Annotated in this window: 20 protein-coding genes; 6 read left to right on the forward strand and 14 right to left on the reverse strand. The window is 37.9% G+C overall.

All coding sequences use genetic code 11. The features are described 5' to 3' along the window. Window positions 1–183: 183 nt before the first annotated feature. Entirely contained in the window at window positions 184–957 is a 774-nt protein-coding gene (locus ACMX3D_RS14720; RefSeq protein WP_482752139.1) for a hypothetical protein, read from the reverse strand. A gap of 97 nt (window positions 958–1,054) precedes the next feature. Beyond that, window positions 1,055–1,462: a hypothetical protein gene (locus ACMX3D_RS14725; RefSeq protein WP_482752140.1), complete on the reverse strand. Its 408-nt coding sequence runs from the start codon at window positions 1,460–1,462 to the stop codon at window positions 1,055–1,057. A gap of 62 nt (window positions 1,463–1,524) precedes the next feature. Here ACMX3D_RS14725 and ACMX3D_RS14730 point away from each other — a divergent pair, with 62 nt between their 5' ends. After that, the gene (locus ACMX3D_RS14730) at window positions 1,525–2,190 is read left to right on the forward strand and encodes a class I SAM-dependent methyltransferase (protein WP_482752141.1); all 666 of its coding nucleotides are present in this window, start codon (window positions 1,525–1,527) and stop codon (window positions 2,188–2,190) included. A gap of 389 nt (window positions 2,191–2,579) precedes the next feature. Then, window positions 2,580–3,473: a 2OG-Fe(II) oxygenase gene (locus ACMX3D_RS14735; protein WP_482752142.1), complete on the forward strand. Its 894-nt coding sequence runs from the start codon at window positions 2,580–2,582 to the stop codon at window positions 3,471–3,473. 7 nt (window positions 3,474–3,480) lie between these two features. On the opposite strand, the gene ACMX3D_RS14740 is transcribed toward ACMX3D_RS14735, so the two are convergent. After that, a complete protein-coding gene (locus tag ACMX3D_RS14740) occupies window positions 3,481–4,335 on the reverse strand; it encodes an HIT family protein (protein ID WP_482752143.1) in 855 nt (284 codons plus the stop codon). Between the two features lie 153 nt (window positions 4,336–4,488). After that, on the reverse strand, window positions 4,489–4,899 hold the full coding sequence (locus ACMX3D_RS14745; RefSeq protein ID WP_482752144.1) for a hypothetical protein: 411 nt from the start codon (window positions 4,897–4,899) through the stop codon (window positions 4,489–4,491). A 331-nt stretch (window positions 4,900–5,230) separates the two neighbouring features. On the opposite strand from ACMX3D_RS14745, the gene ACMX3D_RS14750 reads away from it, so the two are divergent. Beyond that, entirely contained in the window at window positions 5,231–5,503 is a 273-nt protein-coding gene (locus ACMX3D_RS14750) for a hypothetical protein (protein WP_482752145.1), read from the forward strand. 32 nt (window positions 5,504–5,535) lie between these two features. Here ACMX3D_RS14750 and speB read toward each other — a convergent pair whose 3' ends face one another. The 4 genes from speB to ACMX3D_RS14770 all read right to left on the reverse strand — a co-directional run bounded on the left by speB (window position 5,536) and on the right by ACMX3D_RS14770 (window position 8,548). After that, the gene (gene speB / locus ACMX3D_RS14755) at window positions 5,536–6,573 is read right to left on the reverse strand and encodes an agmatinase SpeB (RefSeq protein WP_482752146.1); all 1,038 of its coding nucleotides are present in this window, start codon (window positions 6,571–6,573) and stop codon (window positions 5,536–5,538) included. A 68-nt stretch (window positions 6,574–6,641) separates the two neighbouring features. Further along, the gene (locus ACMX3D_RS14760) at window positions 6,642–7,097 is read right to left on the reverse strand and encodes a response regulator (RefSeq protein ID WP_482752147.1); all 456 of its coding nucleotides are present in this window, start codon (window positions 7,095–7,097) and stop codon (window positions 6,642–6,644) included. A gap of 517 nt (window positions 7,098–7,614) precedes the next feature. Further along, window positions 7,615–7,950: a hypothetical protein gene (locus ACMX3D_RS14765; protein ID WP_482752148.1), complete on the reverse strand. Its 336-nt coding sequence runs from the start codon at window positions 7,948–7,950 to the stop codon at window positions 7,615–7,617. Window positions 7,951–8,146: 196 nt separating this feature from the next. After that, a complete protein-coding gene (locus ACMX3D_RS14770; protein WP_482752149.1) occupies window positions 8,147–8,548 on the reverse strand; it encodes a fasciclin domain-containing protein in 402 nt (133 codons plus the stop codon). A gap of 234 nt (window positions 8,549–8,782) precedes the next feature. Between ACMX3D_RS14770 and ACMX3D_RS14775 the strand changes: the two genes are divergently transcribed. Further along, window positions 8,783–9,721, forward strand: a complete 939-nt coding sequence (locus ACMX3D_RS14775) for a putative 2-dehydropantoate 2-reductase (RefSeq protein ID WP_482752342.1) — start codon at window positions 8,783–8,785, stop codon at window positions 9,719–9,721. A gap of 200 nt (window positions 9,722–9,921) precedes the next feature. On the opposite strand, the gene ACMX3D_RS14780 is transcribed toward ACMX3D_RS14775, so the two are convergent. The 3 genes from ACMX3D_RS14780 to modA all read right to left on the reverse strand — a co-directional run bounded on the left by ACMX3D_RS14780 (window position 9,922) and on the right by modA (window position 12,808). Continuing rightward, a complete protein-coding gene (locus ACMX3D_RS14780; RefSeq protein ID WP_482752150.1) occupies window positions 9,922–10,353 on the reverse strand; it encodes a hypothetical protein in 432 nt (143 codons plus the stop codon). 293 nt (window positions 10,354–10,646) lie between these two features. After that, complete coding sequence (locus ACMX3D_RS14785; RefSeq protein ID WP_482752151.1) at window positions 10,647–11,423, reverse strand: MBL fold metallo-hydrolase; 777 nt, start codon at window positions 11,421–11,423, stop codon at window positions 10,647–10,649. Between the two features lie 590 nt (window positions 11,424–12,013). Beyond that, complete coding sequence (modA, locus tag ACMX3D_RS14790) at window positions 12,014–12,808, reverse strand: molybdate ABC transporter substrate-binding protein (protein WP_482752152.1); 795 nt, start codon at window positions 12,806–12,808, stop codon at window positions 12,014–12,016. A 100-nt stretch (window positions 12,809–12,908) separates the two neighbouring features. Here modA and ACMX3D_RS14795 point away from each other — a divergent pair, with 100 nt between their 5' ends. Then, on the forward strand, window positions 12,909–13,346 hold the full coding sequence (locus tag ACMX3D_RS14795; RefSeq protein WP_482752153.1) for a TOBE domain-containing protein: 438 nt from the start codon (window positions 12,909–12,911) through the stop codon (window positions 13,344–13,346). A 307-nt stretch (window positions 13,347–13,653) separates the two neighbouring features. On the opposite strand, the gene ACMX3D_RS14800 is transcribed toward ACMX3D_RS14795, so the two are convergent. Beyond that, a complete protein-coding gene (locus ACMX3D_RS14800; protein WP_482752154.1) occupies window positions 13,654–14,397 on the reverse strand; it encodes a hypothetical protein in 744 nt (247 codons plus the stop codon). A gap of 70 nt (window positions 14,398–14,467) precedes the next feature. Continuing rightward, window positions 14,468–16,144 (reverse strand): alpha-amylase family glycosyl hydrolase, encoded by a 1,677-nt coding sequence (locus ACMX3D_RS14805; RefSeq protein WP_482752155.1) that lies wholly within the window; start codon window positions 16,142–16,144, stop codon window positions 14,468–14,470. 364 nt (window positions 16,145–16,508) lie between these two features. Here ACMX3D_RS14805 and ACMX3D_RS14810 point away from each other — a divergent pair, with 364 nt between their 5' ends. Further along, complete coding sequence (locus ACMX3D_RS14810; protein ID WP_482752156.1) at window positions 16,509–17,762, forward strand: HhoA/HhoB/HtrA family serine endopeptidase; 1,254 nt, start codon at window positions 16,509–16,511, stop codon at window positions 17,760–17,762. Window positions 17,763–17,858: 96 nt separating this feature from the next. Here ACMX3D_RS14810 and ACMX3D_RS14815 read toward each other — a convergent pair whose 3' ends face one another. Then, a complete protein-coding gene (locus tag ACMX3D_RS14815; protein ID WP_482752157.1) occupies window positions 17,859–18,230 on the reverse strand; it encodes a TSUP family transporter in 372 nt (123 codons plus the stop codon). Window positions 18,231–18,443: the final 213 nt, after the last annotated feature.

Below are 18,443 nucleotides of genomic sequence, written 5' to 3' on the forward strand. Positions count from 1 at the left end.
TGAAAGTGCTGAGTGCTGAGGAGCCAGTCGCGTAGGCGGGTTTCCCGACTTGAGCGAACTGGCGTTGCTGAGTTGAAAAGACTAGTTAAAGTCCACTTACGTGGACTAACTCACAATTTAGTTTTTCAACCCGCGCAGGCGGGTTTTGTCTGTGTAGCCGCGATTTCCAATCGCCAAGGCTGCTTAAGCTGTTTTGAAAAATCGAATAATTTCACGGACATGATCAAGAAATTGCCCATCAGTAGAAAGTTGCGCGATCGCATTTCTAGCTTCTCTGGCTAACCGTTCATGTTCTGTTTGATTTGTCGCACGTAATTCTTCTAAATTAGCTAAAATTCTTGACAGTTCTTTGCGTGTTTCTTCAGCAAACCTTTGTTGAGTTGCGGGTAAAGAATATGATTCTTCTGGGTTGAGTTGTTCTTCTATAGATTGCACTTTTTGTTCTAATTCAGAGAAGCGATTCCGCAGTTCAAAAATATCTTCGCGGGGATATTTCCATTCTTGGCTAATCATGGTTAACCGTGCATACAAATATTCGTAGGCGCGGATAGCGGGACGCAAAATTGTTAATAATAAAGCAGCACCGGAACTGATGTAACCTACTGCGCTAATTCCAGTGGCGGCGAGGGTGTAAAGTCCAACGGCTGAGAATAAGTGTAAGGCAACGGCTAACCAAAGCGATCGCTTGGCTAATAATTGGACATATTTTACTTGTTTCCCATCTACAGCAATACCTTTTTCGGAAGATTGTGCTGCTTCTGCTAAAACTTCTTTAGCTTGAAAATGCACGTTCCAAGGTACAGTTACAATTACCAATAACCACCAAAAACTTGCACCGCCAATTATCCAATCTAAAAAGTTACCTGCGGGTACATGGAACCATTGCAATACGCCAAATGCTAACAGTAATATTGCAACAATTCCCACAATTGAACTAATAAAAAAGTTAAAATACATTTTGCCATGACTCCAGTGAAGCTATTACTTCAATCATGGCGATAACTGGGCATTTATACGGAATGATTGTGCTGGTTTGGCTACTTGCACATATTAATTATTCAATCAGATAACTGCGCCAAACTCTTTGAGTATCTTTGTTATTCTTATCTGGTAATAATAAACGCCAAGTTTTACCTTCTTGTTGAATTTGTATATAAAGTTCAAAGGGTTGTTGCAGTTGCGTCAACTGTCGCTGCGGTAGCTTAATAATTAAATCGTATTTTCCCTTAACGCGAAAGGCTGGTAAATTTTGAATTGTCAGGGGTTTTTCTTCGGCAATTTTTAGCTGCTTAATTTCAAATCCCTGAAAATCTACATCTAATTTTTGACTAAGTTCTTGTTTGGTTTGTTCTAACCCAAGTGCGATCGCTTTTCGTACTAACTCGCTAGTTGGCAGCAGCCCAATACTACCACAAGCTGTTAACAACACCAACAAAATCGTTGTGATCAAGAATCGCACCATCTTCGATATTTTACTCTCCAGCGTTAGTATAGCGGTATATGCCTTAAATTCTGCCATCTATCATGACAAAACAGACTATTGGACTTGATAGCCAAGTTTACGATTACTTGTTATCAATTTCTTTACGAGAACCAGAAATTTTACAAAAGTTACGCTACGAAACTGCCAAACATCCTAGGGCAAATATGCAGATTTCGCCAGAACAAGGACAGTTCATGCGACTGCTAATACAGTTATTAGGTGCAAAAAAGACTCTAGAAGTTGGCGTGTTTACAGGTTACAGTTCGCTTTCGGTCGCCTTAGCCCTACCTGCTGATGGTAAAATCGTTGCTTGTGATGTTAGTGAAGAGTATACAGCGATCGCACAGCGATATTGGCAGCAAGCCGGAGTAGCCGATAAAATTGACCTACGATTAGCACCAGCCTTAGAAAGTTTAGATCAACTGTTGGCGGCAGGACAAGCTGGAACCTTTGATTTTGCTTTTATCGATGCCGATAAGGAAAATTATGATGGATATTACGAGCGATGCTTGCAATTAATTCGCCCTGGTGGCTTGATTGCGATCGATAATGTTTTATGGTCTGGGCAAGTAGCTAACCCCCAAATTCAAGATAACAGTACTCAAGCTATCCGTACTATTAATCAAAAGCTGCGAGATGATGAACGAGTCACTCTCTCACTGGTTCCCATTGGTGATGGACTGACTTTAGCTCTCAAACGAGGTTAATACATCCTCGTGGCACATTGATATAACTAACTACTTATTTTTAGATTTATAGGGAGATGAAGTGATCATTAGAGTATTGCCCATCTCCCTATTTTTATGTTTTTTTTAGTAGTTAAATTTACTTATATAGATAATTATTTCCTCAAAGCTATAACTAAAGTATGAGATGTAATTTAGCTTAGTTAAGTAACTTTATGAAATGTCTGGCAAGCTTAGTTTTAGGAAAAATATTTTTCTAAGGCTATTATTTAATTTACTCTAAGATTACAGAATTTTTGGGTTTTATAATTCAACTTGTTTTATCATCAATTTTGACTCTAAAAAGTTTAAATTGATATATTTTGATATCCAACGCATCAGTAATAAATATTTCATGAAAAGGAACTAACATGAATTTGCTATTGCCAAAAATTCAAAAAAGAATTCTTAAAAAAATTTACCAAATACCATTTATGCAACATCAGGCGAACATTGCTTATCAAATAGCAGTTAATCAGCATAAGCAGAATTTGCCTATTCTTTCAAAAGATGACCTAGAATTAGTTGAAAAAATTAATAATGAAGGTGTTGTAGTTACTTCATTAGATAATTTAGGAATTGTATCTAATCATCAACTCCTGCAAACAGCCAAACATCTTGCATCTCAAATCAAACCAGATATTAACAGTAATTCCGATAAATTTGTTATTCATGCTAGTTCACAGCAAATAATGGAATATCCTGAAATTTTTTTGTGGGGACTAGAACAACGTTTACTGAATATTGTTGAACATTATCTTGGTTTACCAGTAGCTTATCATGGTGCATATTTTCGTAGAGACATCGCTAATAAATTAGAAATAGGTTCTAGACTTTGGCATATAGATTCAGAAGACCGCAAAGTATTAAAAATAATAGTTTATGTTAATGATGTGGCAGAAAATCAGGGGCCTTTTCAATATCTTCCTCCATCTTTAACCTCAAATGTAGCCCAAAGTTTAAAATATACCTCCGGCTATATACCCAACCAAACCATGCAAAAGGTTGTTTCATCAGCTAATTACAAATCCTGTATTGGGAATTCTGGTACAGTAATATTTGCTGGCACTGGTAGTATTTTTCATAGAGGCAAGCCACCAGAAGTTTCAGATAGATTTACTATCTTTTTTGATTACACTTCTAGAAGAAAAAAAGAGCTATTCTATATTAATAATTCTCTGCCACATCAAGATTTACTTAAATTATCTCAAAACCTCGCTGCAAGACAAAGGCAATGTCTGTTTTGGCAAGAATATCTTGAATAGCTCGTAATTATTTTCTTTTAGGTATAACATTTCTAATACCACTTTTAGCACCCATATTATCACCTTTATAGCGGGGGATAATATGAATACTAGCGTGCATAATATTTTGACCAGCCTCTCGATTAATATTCATTCCCACATTAAAGCCATCAGGCGCAAATTCTGTTTTTAGAATCTCTTGAACTTTATTCACCATCAGCCAGCAAGCAGATTGCTCTTTAAAAGGTAGTTCAAAATAATTACTAACATGGCGTTTGGGTATTACTAAAACATGTCCTTTGCTTATAGGATAACCATCAAACATAGCATAAGCAGTTGCTGATTCCGTTAACAATCTTAGATTTTTGTAAGGATTACAAAATATACATTGATTAGATGAATTGTGCTGGTAATTATAGTGAATATACTCATATATTTCTCGGCTTTCATCCAAATAAATTGAGTTGAAAGGCAATTTTACAAAACATTGATATGTAGGTTTTTTATGCACATAATGTTCTCTAAATCCTTCTTTTTTAATATCCCTTCTCACGACATAATAAGCTTTACCGCCTGGTTTTAACAGGTGTGATACTTCCATCAGCACATGAGCTTGTTCTTCAGAAAACAAAACATTTAAAACATAAAAGCAAATTATTGTATCAAATTGCCCATAAGGAAAATGTGGCAAATAATAAGGATCATAACCTGTAATGTCACAGCCTTTTTCGCGCAACAATTTAACATCATTACCAAAACCACAACCAAAATCTAGTATTTTGCCTCGAAGTAGGTTTTGATTTAATAAAAACTTTGCTGGAAATGACAGGTAAGTTCTTTCTATAGCTGTAAGATAACTATATTGATTTTTTTGCTGCTGCATAGAATGCTAATTTTTAGAGCATTCCTGTCTTAGCACAGCTGATAAGTTAAAACAGCAAAATCCTAAAATTGGTTGACCGTTAACAGTCAACAGTAAAAAAAGGATATGCACCGTCAAACGTTTCACAGCACATATCCTCGATTTCTCCTAATTTTACTTAGTTGCCAGAAGTTCGGAAACTGCGGCGTGTGCTAAAACAACGCTAGGTTCTTGTTGGAGAGCAGCATAATATTTTCTGGCAAACTCATTACCTACCTCTGAAGGTACAACGAGAATGCGGGTATTTGCAATCAAATTTTGTACATCTTCCAATGATATGGGTTGGTCAGATGACAAAGTTTCATCAATTTGCACAACTAGTTCAGAAATCCGATGTAGCCAAGCAAATTGTTCGTCAGCAATAACAAGCTGAAAGAGTTGACTATTAGATACTCGTCCATGCTCCTGTTCATAGTTGATACGTTCTATATCCAATAACATCCGGTGAAGATGTAGTAATTTATTTCGTAAATCACGCAGATATTGATGTTGATTGATTCGTTGTAGAAGTGTGTTACCAGTCAATGTAATTTATCCTCTCGTTACGATATTTTTAATTGCTTAAATACTTGCTGCTATAAATATGAGGCACAGTTGTAGAGTAGGTATAAATATCTAAATAAATCAAGCAATCAATTTGAGACAGCAATATACTAATTGTGAAAATTAAGTAGGTATTTTCTGAAAGCTGTCATCAAAATTACGGTACTAAATATATTTCACATATGGTTAATCATAGATCAAATATCTGACGCATAACAAATAGAGCTTACACTACTTTTATTTCGGAAAACCCTCGATAAATTAATAGAGGATTGTTGTCACACTATATTTTTAGCGTTCGATTGGCTTGCAAATGAATATGGGAATAATCGAGCCTTACAGTAGCGGTTTTCTAGAAATTTTACCAGAGGGTGAAAGCAGTGACTATTGGTTGATTGCAGGGATACACATCAATGGCGAAGTCTTCTGTCCTAGTCCGCGACTTTACCGTTCCGAACGGGTAGCACTAGCAAAAGCGGCACAACTTTATGATTGGATAGCTGACCACAAGCAACAAATTAGTGATGGAGATTACTACTGTTCAGCATTAAATGTATCCCTGTGGTATCAACCAAAAGTATCTTAGCGGCTGTTTGCTGAAAGTTTTTTATGAGTCTCTCATCGTTGAGATAATTCCATTAAATTCGCCAGTTTGTATACAACTCGCGCACCTACATTGCCATCCCACTCTGCATCACCAACTTCACAAACATCAAAGCCAATAATTTTTTTACCGCTATTCACTAGTTCACGAAATAAACAGAAGGTTTCCTCTAATTCCAAGCCACCAGCCACAGGAGTACCTGTATTCGGACAAAGTTTCGGATCTAAACCGTCTACATCAAAGCTAATGTAGACATATTCTGGCAAATGACTGATAATTTCGCGGCAGATATCAATCCATGTGCTTCCAGCATAAAGTTTTCGCTTAATAGCAGGATCATAATAGGCAATTATGCGACCATGAGATTGCTCAATCATTTGTACTTCATCATGACAAATATCGCGTAAACCTACCTGGACTAACTTGGAGATTTGCGGTAGTTTCAAAGCATTAAACATGATAGAGGCATGAGAAAATTCAAATCCCTCATAGGCATCTCGTAAATCTGCATGTGCGTCAATGTGCAGAATGCCATAATTGGAATATTTGCTTGCTAATGCTTGGAAATAGCCTAATGGAGAACTGTGGTCACCGCCAATGACTGCAACTTGCTTTCCTTGATTTATGGCTTCCTGACATTGGGTAAACAACCATTGATTCACCTGTTGGGAAGCCTGATTAATTTCTGTCATAACAGAAGATAAATCTGGTGTATCTGTTAAAGATTTACCTTGTGCTAGTCTTTCGATAATTTGGGCAGCTAAGGTGCGATAGTAATTATTTTTTTCTAAAATATCTTGAGGAATTTCTACCAAAAAAATTCCTTGTTTCCAACCCTCAGGATTGTCAAAGTCAAATAAATCCAGTTGAATTGAAGCATCCAAAATTCTTTGAGGGCCGTTTGCTGTACCTGCACCATAGGAAACGGTAACTTCCCAAGGTACTGCAAAGACAATTAAGTTTGCTGAGTTGTAATCAAATGGCAAACCAAGGAGGTTGCCATTAATTTCACCTACACCACTGGGATTATAGTCTTGGAGTTGGTTAATCATCGATCGCAGTTATAGATTTACCTGGCTAGAAATTATCCTGTCTGTATGTATTTTAGCGATCGCACTGATTATTCACCATTTCCCCCTTCAGAAAATCTCAAAAGTTTCGTAATTTCAGCTATTAAAATACTAGGTTCTACAGGTTTATGGATATAGCTTTGAAACCCAGATAAAAAAGCCATATTGTAACTCTCTTCCGAGTTGAGAGCCGTTAAAGCAATCGCAGGTGTATAAATGTTTTGCGATCCCAACATTTGTCTAACTTTGCGAAGTAAAGAATATCCATCTACTTTTGGCATAGCAATATCAAAAATTAAAACATCAAATCTTAAATTTTTAATTATTTCCAATGCTGCTAAAGCTGATTTTGCTGTTGTTACTTGCACACCATAGCTTTCTAAAATAAAAGTAGTTAAAAAAAGACTATCCTCGTTATCATCTACTACGAGAATTTGCAAACCATCTAAAGATTGGTCATTTTTTATATCTTCTTGGAGATGCCAATCCTCATAATTATTTGCCATGATAAGCTGTGCCTCCCTAGTTGGCCTAATCAATTACGGAGGAATTCCCAGGAGTAGTCAGCCGCATACTGACTACTCCTGGGCAACTCATAATCAAGCTACCACGACATTAGTCATATACAGCAGAAGTCAGGAGCCAAAATTCAGAATAAGACTCTATACCTAGCTTTGAGGCTTAAATGGTGAACTTCACTTACGTGAAATAAGCTGTATCTCCAAAAAAATTGATGATTTTATACTTGATTTTTGTAGGTTTTTATTTTCTATAGGACTCATATTTGATTAGTGAAAAAAATCAGTACACATCTAACTTTCCTCTTATCTGTTCTCCGTTCCCTGTTAAGAGTTCCCTAACTACACAAGGATTTTCAGTAATCAATTCGGATTCCTATAGAATATTTTGAATAGATAAAAAAAATACAGATAAACAAGATTCATTCTCATAATAAATCTGTGTTTATCTTTAATATATGTCCTTGGATGACATATCTGAATTTCTTGGCAAGTGAATACAGAATTAAATGCTTTTAGAAAGTCCAGTGTTGCTAACAAAACGTTTGTAGACAATCATCGCTCCAAAATTCATCAACAAACAAGAAATGGCTAAAGACAACAAAATATAAGTAGGAGCCATAACTATCCCGATAACAAACCAACTATATACGTGCAGTGCCATCGCTAAAGCAAAAATACTGGCAATTACAACAACTGGCTGCACTTGATAGATGGGGCGACGTAGCAACGTCATAATGATGGTTGATAGGGTAGTAATTAAGTTGGCTGGTACGAGAAATGCACAAATACCAACACAATTGGTTCGAGAAAATTCTGCTAAGGTATGAAAATCAATCATCAATTTAGTTAGATAGTATTAACAGTTTATATAAACTAAATATATTTTTATGTATTTTAACTAACACTAGCACTAATGAAAGTATATACTCCGACAATGTAACATAAGTTAAAGTAATTAAATTAATTAAATATTACTAATAGTTAATATTCAACAATTGAAATAATTCAGGTGGGTTGTACCCACCATAAGTGAATTAACCCGGCAAAATTACTGTATCAATAACATGAATTATCCCGTTGTCAGCATCGATATCTGCTGCTAAGACAGTGGCATTTTTGATTTCAAACCCATCAGAACAATCTATTTTAATGGTTGAACCTTCTACAGATGTAACTATCCCAAGTTTGGCTAAATCAGCCTTGGTCAGCTTTCCAGATACGACGTGATACTTTAAAATTCTTGTCAGTTGAGGAATATTTTGCAGCAAGGTTTGTATGGTTCCTGGTGGTAACTTGGCAAAAGCTTGATCATTTGGTGCAAAAACAGTAAACGGCCCTGGACTTTTTAATGTCTCGACTAAGCCAGCAGCTTGTACAGCAGCTACTAAGGTTTTAAAAGCATCGTTACTAACCGCAATATCAACAATATCAGCCATATTTTGTTACCTATTCACTGTTAAAAATTTTAATTTATATTAAAGCGATTTAATTTTTTTTACGAAAAAGTCAAGTAATAAAATTGCCATAAGTAAAACTCAATCTAATTCATAGATTCTCATCGATAGTTATGATTTATTCTGCTTGACTCTGATGTCACCAAATTCCTCATTGGGGTGAAGGGTAACAGACATCGGTTTATGATTATCCTAGAAAATTCTTTGGTAGAAGAAATGCGCGATCGCAAGTATGCCATCATCGGAACAGGTGCATTAGGTGGGTTTTATGGGGCCAAACTGCAAAAAGCTGGTTTGGATGTTCACTATTTACTCAAGAGTGATTACGAACACGTCAGTCAATTTGGTTTAATCATCGAATCTAAAGATGGCGACTTCACCTTACCACAAGTTAACGCCTATGACGATGTTAATAAAATGCCACAATGCGATGTCGTAATAGTTGCACTCAAAACCACACAAAATTATTTACTCTCAAAATTATTACCACCTGTGATTAAGAATAATGGGGTGGTATTAGTATTACAAAATGGATTAGGTATAGAAGAAGAAATTGCCCAAATTGTTGGAAATATCCATATAATTGGCGGCTTATGTTTTTTGTGTTCTAACAAAGTAGGAAAAGGGCATATTCGTCACTTAGATTATGGACAAATTGTTTTAGGAGAGTACACTCTTAACTATCAACCTGCGGGCATTACCAGTAGAATACAGCAAATTGCCGAGGATTTTCAAAATGCTGGCATATCAATTGAATTAACGGAAGACTTGCTATTAGCACGTTGGCGAAAATTAGTCTGGAATATCCCTTATAATGGGTTGTCTGTTGTTCTTAACGCCAGAACCGATGAATTAATGGCAAATTCCCACACCAGTCAATTAGTGGAACAATTGATGTATGAAGTAGCCACAGGCGCAAAAAGTACCGGACGTATTATTGCTGACAGCTTTATTCAAACAATGCTTGATTACACAGTCAAGATGAAGCCTTACCGCACCAGCATGAAAATTGATTATGACGAACATCGCCCTTTAGAAGTAGAAGCAATCGTTGGTAATCCATTACGCAAAGCGCAAGCAGCAGACGTATTTTTACCGCAAATTAGCTGCTTGTACAATCAGTTAAAGTTTTTGGATGCGAGAAATAAACAGTAATTTATATAAAAAATTCAATATTCAGTTAAAGCAAATATTCATAGCATAATTACTTTACAGGGTTGTTGACCGTTAACAGTTAACAGTCAACAATTCTATATATAGCAGTCGAAGCATAGATAATGACAAAGACTAATTATCAAACATAGACACTGAGGGGCTTTAAAACCTGTTCCCTGTTCCCTGTTCCCTGCTATAAATTAGCGCAAAAATGTCTTTTGTAAAGATGTCAGTTGTACATCAACTGCACTCAGATAACTTGGATCTTGTAAAAATTGATCTGGTAGTTTGTTGGCATTAATAGCAGCTTTGACTAAATCTTCTGCGTGAAGATTACCTCTTTGGTGCTGAAATATCAGAGTACTACCGCTAGGAATACCTTGTGATTTGAGATTACCTTGATAAGCAAGATAAACAAGATTAAAAGGTTGAATTACATGGAAAGCAGTAACATTACTAGGTGACATATAAGAGTTAATAGCTGTAGTTATTACTTGTCCATGTCTGGCACTAGCAATTTTAGCGTCATTAAAAGTTGTTTTGTCCGTACCTGTTTCAGCCGCCGCAATTCCTGCGGAAAGAATTACAGAAGCGAGGCTAAGAAAAGAAGCTGTTAAGGTTGAGAGTTTCATAGGCTTAGGCTGCGGTGCGGTTTACAAGTAAGGACAAATGCGCTAGTACTAACATTTCTGTTTTATAACTTCAGACCTGCTGTACTTAATTCATCTAAGTAGTTGAATTTTGATTCATCCAACTGAGTGATGATTGTGAAATACAACTACAACAAGAGTTTTTTGATTCCAGAAAAACCGCAAAAACATTTATCAAAAATGGGTGGTAAATATCAAAGAAAACTTTTCTGATGAGCTAAAATTAGCGATCGCCTTCTCTATGCTGTGATAGTATGCGATCGCCCACGTACAGATCAGCAAGTTATTGCACGTTTTTGTAAAGCTAACTCAATGCGATCGCCTGGTTTAGGTTCCATCACCTGAGTAGTCAGATTATTCTGTTGAAGTGAAACACGCAAATCTTCCGCCGTACCCACATCCTTCAAAAAGTTCGGTACTAAACCCTCATAAGTTGTCTCTGCTTTTGCTGCGGTGGGTAGGATAAATTGCGGCTGCAACCACTTAGCTACTTCTAACGTACTGTTTGTCCCTCTAATAATTGCCCCGACTAAAGGCAATGCCAAGTCAACTGTTGGTGTGATGATTATATCAACAGGTGCAAATTGTTTCAGTTGTGGCGAATGATATCCATGCGGCTCGTAGTAGAGCGTAAAATTAGTATCTAATTCTTTGAGTAAATAACTATTCTCTACAACAGTAGGGCCAATTTGGGAACCAGGCAAAGCCCTAATTTCTATTTGATTATTCAAAGTGAAAATTTCACCATGACTTAGAGATGTCACAGAAGTGTAACCCAAATCTTGAGCAACCTTAGCAGCGTTAGGAGAAGCCACAACCGGAATTTTGCGGTCAAGTTGCTTCAAGGTTGGTAGATGTGCATGGTCTGGCAAACCTTGAGACAGCAATATCAAATTAATATTTTCTGGAATTAATCGTTCTTGTTTCAGAGAACCTTTAAACAACCAGTCTAAGCCAAAACTTAACGAACCAACTAGCCAAGGGTCAACTAGTATCCGTTGAGAAGCAATTTCAATTAGCCAACTATTGTTGTCTAACCAAGTCAAGTACATAACCAAACCGAAGTAACACCTGCCTTTATTATCCAAGACCAACGCAGGTAAATGAAAAATCAAGGTTTAGGGTTTTAGGGATGAAAGTTAGCAAAATCATTTCATCGCCCTTAGAGTATGTTTGAAAAGTATTATTGTTAACATCGGAATCTTAAAAACCTAACCCCCTACCACCCAACACTCACGAGGGAATGGGGGTTTCAAAGCCTCTCTCCGTTTCGGGGAGAGGTTTGGAGAGGGGTTTTTTGTATCCTTCTCGACTTTTCAAACATTCTCTTAGCAAGCTATTGTGTACACACAAGTTTCTGAATCAGCAATGTTAATGCGTCGCCTCACATTGTGATTGTGTCGCCTCACATTGCTAATGTGTCGCCTCGCATTGCTAATGCGTCGCCTCACATTGCTAATGTGTCACCTCGCATTGCTAATGCGTCGCCTCGCATTAGCAATGTCAAGTGAAGTAGTTAATGATATACAGCATGTTTTGGATGAATGAGGTACAAGGGTAAAACCCAAACCCATGTAGAGACGTTACATGTAACGTCTCTACAGTATTCCACAAACATGCAAACTGCTGTAAGTCCTATTGTTTATGGCAGTATAAAACCATATTTTTTAAGTACAGCCTTAGCTTCATTGCTGGATAAAAATTGACTAAACTCCTTGGCAGCATTGGCATTCTTACTACGTTTAACAACAGCCATTGGATAAATTATTGGCGAGTGATATTTTTCGTCAGCAGCAACAACTACTTTTACCTTGTCAGAAATTTTGGCATCAGTAGCATAAACTAAACCTGCATCAGCATTGCCACTTTCCACCGCAGCCAAAACTTGACGCACATTGTTGGCATAAACTAGTTTAGAAGTTACTTGCCACCAAATACCTAACTTTTGCAAAACTTGCTGTGCGTATTGACCAGCCGGCACACTCCTGGGTTCTCCAATAGCAATGCGCTTGATTTTAGGTTCTTTGAGATTGTAAAAGCTGGTAATGCCAGTATTATTTTTGGGTATAACCAAGACAAGGCGGTTTTTAGCCAAAACCGAGCGAGTACCAGGAATCAACAGTCCTTTTTGTTCTAAAGCATCTACTTGCCTTTTCCCTGCTGAAATAAACACATCAGCTGGTGCGCCTTGTTCAATTTGTTGTTGCAAAGCCCCAGAAGCGCCAAAGTTATAATTTATATTGACATTAGGTTTATTCTGTTGATAAATCGGTTTAATTTCTTCCAGTGCGTCTTTCAAACTAGCAGCAGCAGAAACAAGTAAAGTTACATTCGACTGTGCTGTAACAGTAGAATGTACAATTAATGTTGAACAAACAGCAAGTAATAAACTAGCTAGTGCTGTGCCAAGAAAGGCAATAATTTGTCTTCTTTTCATACAGAAATGGTGTAGCAATAGATTCTTCTGCAATTTGATGGCGCTGGGTAGGATCATACCAAGCGTCATTCCAGTCTTTACCAACTGAATTGGTAACATTATGCCAAGAAAAGAACAAGGATGGATCACATTTCAAACATCGGAAGAGGAGCGAAAAATCCTCGAAGAGTTCTGTCAAGACTCTCAGCGCACCAAAACCGAAATTCTGCGAGAACTTGTGCGTGGTCTTACTAAGCACCAAGCAACAAGAGTACCTACACCAACTAAACAGGTAAGTCCAGAAAATGCTGAAATACCTGCGCTAGAAATTAGTAGTCCAAAGAAGCCTCTCAAAGTTAGTTCCCGTAATGTTCTCAAAGGTGTTGTGAAAAAAGTTGTCACTGGAGCGGTTAATTGTGAAGTGACACTAGAAATTGTTCACAAAGTGGAACTAACCTCCATGATTACCAGAACATCCGCAGAAGATTTGGGACTAGCGGAGGGAGAAGAAGCCTATGCGGTAATTAAATCTAACGATATTGTGATTGCTAGAGAATAGACATGGAATGATTGAAATATATAGAGGGTAATATCAAGTTTGGATAAATAATTGTCATTGCGAGAACAACGGCTGAGCGCTTCTTTAAAAGAATATGCTGCATTCGCAATGACATAATGTAATGAATTCTGTTTGATTGATTACTTAGTTTTGTAGGGTGCGTTAGGACGATAGTCCACAACGCACCGCTAGAGATTTGCGGTGCCGTACTCTCACTGAATACACACCCTACGAGACTAATCTCTGACTCCTGAATTCTGCTGTAATGTTCATCGCTGACTGAACAGCGTATTTGTCTTCTGCCTTCTTAACTACAATTAACAGCAGAAGCCGAGTTAACCTTTGTTAAATCGCTAGTAAATACGGCTGTGTATTTATAAGGCGATGAACCAGCGCAAGTCATGGAATTTCGATCCGCACGCCGAGGAGACCACCACGAATCTGCAAGTACCTTTAAAGTTGTGCCATTCCATGACAAGTTCGTGACAAGTAAAGAATTAGTTTTACCATCATTAGGCTTTTTGGCAGTGACAAATGTCGCATAAGAAACATCACCATTGGTAGGATTAATCCTGGCGATAACTGCTACTTTTGCACCACCACCGCTACCATAGGAAGTCAGCCAACCTTTCTGAGCAAAACGGCGAAAATCTTTACCAGTCTGACTACCAGTTGAAGAGAAAACGCCATACAAAACACTTCCGCCATCCCATAACAACCCGTAGCCTGTACCATCATCAAGGGTTGTTTCGTAGTCACTGCGACACCATTTTTTCACACCCTTATCAAATCGAATGATGCGGGGGTCTTTATTTACAGATGATACTTGTTGATAACCAATGTAGATTGTTTTTCCGCTAATAGATACTTTCGGCCCATTTTTCGCTTTGATAGTGGCTTCAGTGTCATTGCAGGTAAATGTCACACTTTTGGCGAAAGATGTCTGTATAGTAGTTTGGGCAAGAACTTGCGGAATTGCTAAATCAATTCCTAATCCTACTAAGCAGCATAAAAATCCCAAATATTTGGGCAATTGGCGACGATTAATCATGAATTGGAAGTAGATAACCCTGTACAAGCCGAGACCTTAACACAAAGTTAAATCACTGCCAACCCCAGTTTTAATGTGATTGAGAAATGAATATCTTGGCTGTATAGGCTGGAATATTAGTCACTAAAGCATCCTGGCTAACTTCCACTTGAAGGTTGTCGAACCAATCCCACCAAGATTCACTAATGGGAAAATCTGGAATCCGATAATCAATGAGATGTTGGTCAGAAAAGTTAAGTACGACAACGACTTGAGAACCTTGATTATCCCAACGAATATATGCCAATACTTTAGCCTCGGTATTGGTATGGAAAAACTCAATATTGTCAGCTTGCAAAGCGGAATTTTTCTGGCGTAAAGCAATGAGCTTTTTATAATACTCAAATAACTCAAGATTTTGGTCATTGCTTAATAAAGACCAATTAATTTTTTTGGGTTTAGTTACACTTTCGCTTTTTTGTTGGTATTCGCCAAATTCATCTCCCATCCATAGCATTGGTACACCCATTGCTGTCATTAAGATGACGACTGCTAATTTAGCCCTGGTAAATGCGTCTTGATCGAAAATACCGCGATCGCCTAATTCTCTCAACAGACGTTCACGATCATGTGTTGCTAAATAATTAATAACATTAGTGTTTTTAACATAACCCTGTTGTCTAGGATCTAACACTGATATAACTTTTGCTAATTCAAATTTTTCACCACAAATTAGGGGAATAATAAAATAGTGGAAACTCTCATGCCAGCAAGCATCTAACGGCCCATCTGGTTTCACTACAGTGCTGGTATCTGGAATGTGTTCAGCAATGTTGTAAAACTGCTTTGGTGCTGCACTTTGTTTTGCTTGTTGCGCCAGCCATTCTAAAAATTCAAAATTAGCTAATTGGCGTACTGCATCAAACCGAATCCCGTCAATATGATATTCTTGAATCCAAAATTGCACTACATCACCAATATATTTCCAGGCTGGTTTGATATCTAAACTTTCATCATAATTATTATAGTTAAACTCTGGCCCCCAGTAATTATCTGGGTCTTCAGGATAGTGCATATGTTCGTAATACCAATAATTCCTGTCAATTAGCATTAACGGACATTCTTCATCTGTATGATTATAAATTCCATCAATAAAAACTCGAATGCCTCTACCATGACATTCATCAATAAACCGCTTTAAATCTTCTGTAGTCCCATAACTAGATTCAGTGGCGAAGAAATGCCGAACTTTATAACCCCAGCTATAATCACCAGGATATTCATTCACTGGCATTAACTCGATGGCATTAATTCCTAATTCACAAAGATAATCTAGTTTGGCGATCGCTCCTAAATATTTACCTCGTTTATCAGGGTCATTTTCATGTCCTGTAAAATCTGCAATATGCATTTCATATATGACTAATTCCTGATTATGCGGTAGCGGATGCTCATCATACTGCCAAAGATATGTGTCAACAATTCGTTCACCATTTTTAATTTGAATTACACCGAATTCTCTGGCTTCATCAATATCTGTAGCGTAAGGGTCAATTACATCTACCCATTCATTAAGTTTAAACTGGGGGCTTTTGGTTTGTACCCAAAATTTATATGAGTAAATTCCATCTTCTAAAGGAATCTGTGTTTGAAAATAGCCATGATCATTTTTTTCTAAGGTGATATCTTGCCCTTGTGAAAATGAGCCACTTAAACTTGCTTGCTCATTACGGGGTGCAAACAATTTAAATTCAATTAAATTTGCCATTTTAATTAGATATATAATTGCTTATTTAATATTTTTATTCTGAACTTTAAAATCAAAAAAAACTTCTTTCGGAAGTTATAATATATAAAAAAATTAATTCCCTAAAAGGCTGTTGGAAAAGCCTAAAAAAGCTTTAGTAACAAAATTAGGATGCGTTCTAGCAGCGCGTTATGTACCGAGAAATATGGTGCATTAAGGCTAATCCTGACCTCTCGAATGCCCAAATCCTTTCATCGCTGTAACACCCCCTACTAGACTAGGAAAATTTTCACATTTTCACATTAATGCTATAAACCTGTAACAAAAGTGCAATAAACGCTGTCTACATTAGTAATAGATAATTCAAACACCCTTTCAGACAGCAATGCAAAATCAAATACCAGACGAAAATTACCCATTAAATAGCAGTTCTGATGCCAAATACCGCAAACAAGCACCTTGGAAGAAAGCAGCAGCTTCTCTATCCCTAGTGTTGCTAGGATCTGGTATGACCTTGGCAGGTGGTTATCTCGCTAACCATTCGTCGCAGGTGTCGGAAAGTGCATCAAATTTGGCATTGAGCCGAGTCAATGCTGCACCGCCAATAGTACCTGGCACAGATCCTAATTTTGTGACTCAGGTAGTAAAACAAGTAGGGCCAGCAGTCGTGCGGATTAATTCATCACGTACTGTGAAAACCCAATTACCAGAGGAGTTCAACGACCCATTTTTCCGCCGCTTTTTTGGTTCACAACTCCCAGAATCCCAAGAAAGAGTAGAGCGGGGTACTGGTTCCGGGTTTATTATTAGTGGTGATGGTCGGATTCTGACCAACGCTCACGTCGTTGATGGTGCTGATACAGTAACAGTAGTCCTCAAGGATGGGCGGAGTTTTCAAGGTAAAGTATTAGGAAAAGATGACTTAACTGATGTGGCGGTCGTCAAAATCCAAGCCAACAATTTGCCGACAGTCAGCTTGGGTAACTCAGACCAATTGCAACCAGGAGAATGGGCGATCGCGATTGGTAATCCTTTAGGATTAGATAATACAGTAACAACAGGTATCATCAGCGCTACTGGACGCAGTAGCAACCAAATTGGTGCATCTGATAAGCGTGTAGATTTTATTCAAACTGATGCAGCAATTAATCCTGGGAACTCTGGCGGGCCGCTACTCAACGCCCGTGGTGAGGTAATTGCCATGAATACAGCAATTATTCAAGGAGCGCAAGGCATAGGTTTTGCTATTCCTATCTCTACTGCGCAACGTATTGCCAATCAACTGATCTCTACAGGCAAAGTCGAGCATCCTTACCTTGGAATTCAGATGATTGGGTTAACACCACAACTAAAACAAAATATTAATTCTGATCCTAATAGTGGTTTGAGTATTGATGAAGATAAAGGTGTCTTAGTTGTTAAAGTGATGCCCAATTCACCAGCAGCCAAAGCAGGCTTACGTGCGGGTGATGTTATCCAAAAGCTTGATGGTAACCCTGTTACAGATGCGGAGAGTGTGCAGAAGGCAGTTGATAAAAGCCAAATTGGTGCAGATTTGCGCTTAGAGTTACGTCGTAATGGACAAACCGTGAACTTATCTGTGCGTCCTGGTGCTTTCCCATCTCAACAAGTGCAATAAATAGGACTGATGGGTTTCATGGGGTAAGGGTGTGGGGGTGTAAGGGTATTACTCACTTACACCCTATACCCCTACACCCCTTTTCTAAACTAATGATTAGCGGAAAAACAAATATCTTGCACCAATGATTAATAAAAAGATGCCATACAACTTCTTCATTATTTCACTGCTAATAAATGGCTGATTGGCAAATAATGCACCAAAGAGGTTACCTATAACTAAACCAACAGCAATCATGACCGCATATTTGATATTAATGTTACCGCTACGGTAGTAAACTGCTGCGCCTAAAATACCAATGGGTAAGATTTGGGCGGCGATAGAAGTTCCAGTGGCAAATTTTTGATCCATTCCTACCAACAGTACCATTGCTGGCACCATAATTGCACCGCCACCAATGCCAAACATACCACCAGCAACGCCAGCCGCCAGACCAATGAGCAACATTTGTACAAGAATATTAGACATACCAGAATATTTGTTGTTGAATCACAGAATTAAGAATCTGACTTTTCACCTTATGTGGAAAAACTAACACGAAACCTAACCCCCTAACCCCCTTCCCTCATAGGGAAGGGGGAAAATTAAAGCCTCTCTCCTTGTAGGGGAGCCAGTGCGTTGCGGTGAATCAGCGCTGCGGGAGGGTTTCCCGACCCAGGCGACTGTGAACCCGAAGGGGGG

It is taken from the genome of Anabaena sp. TISTR 8404, assembly GCF_056847745.1.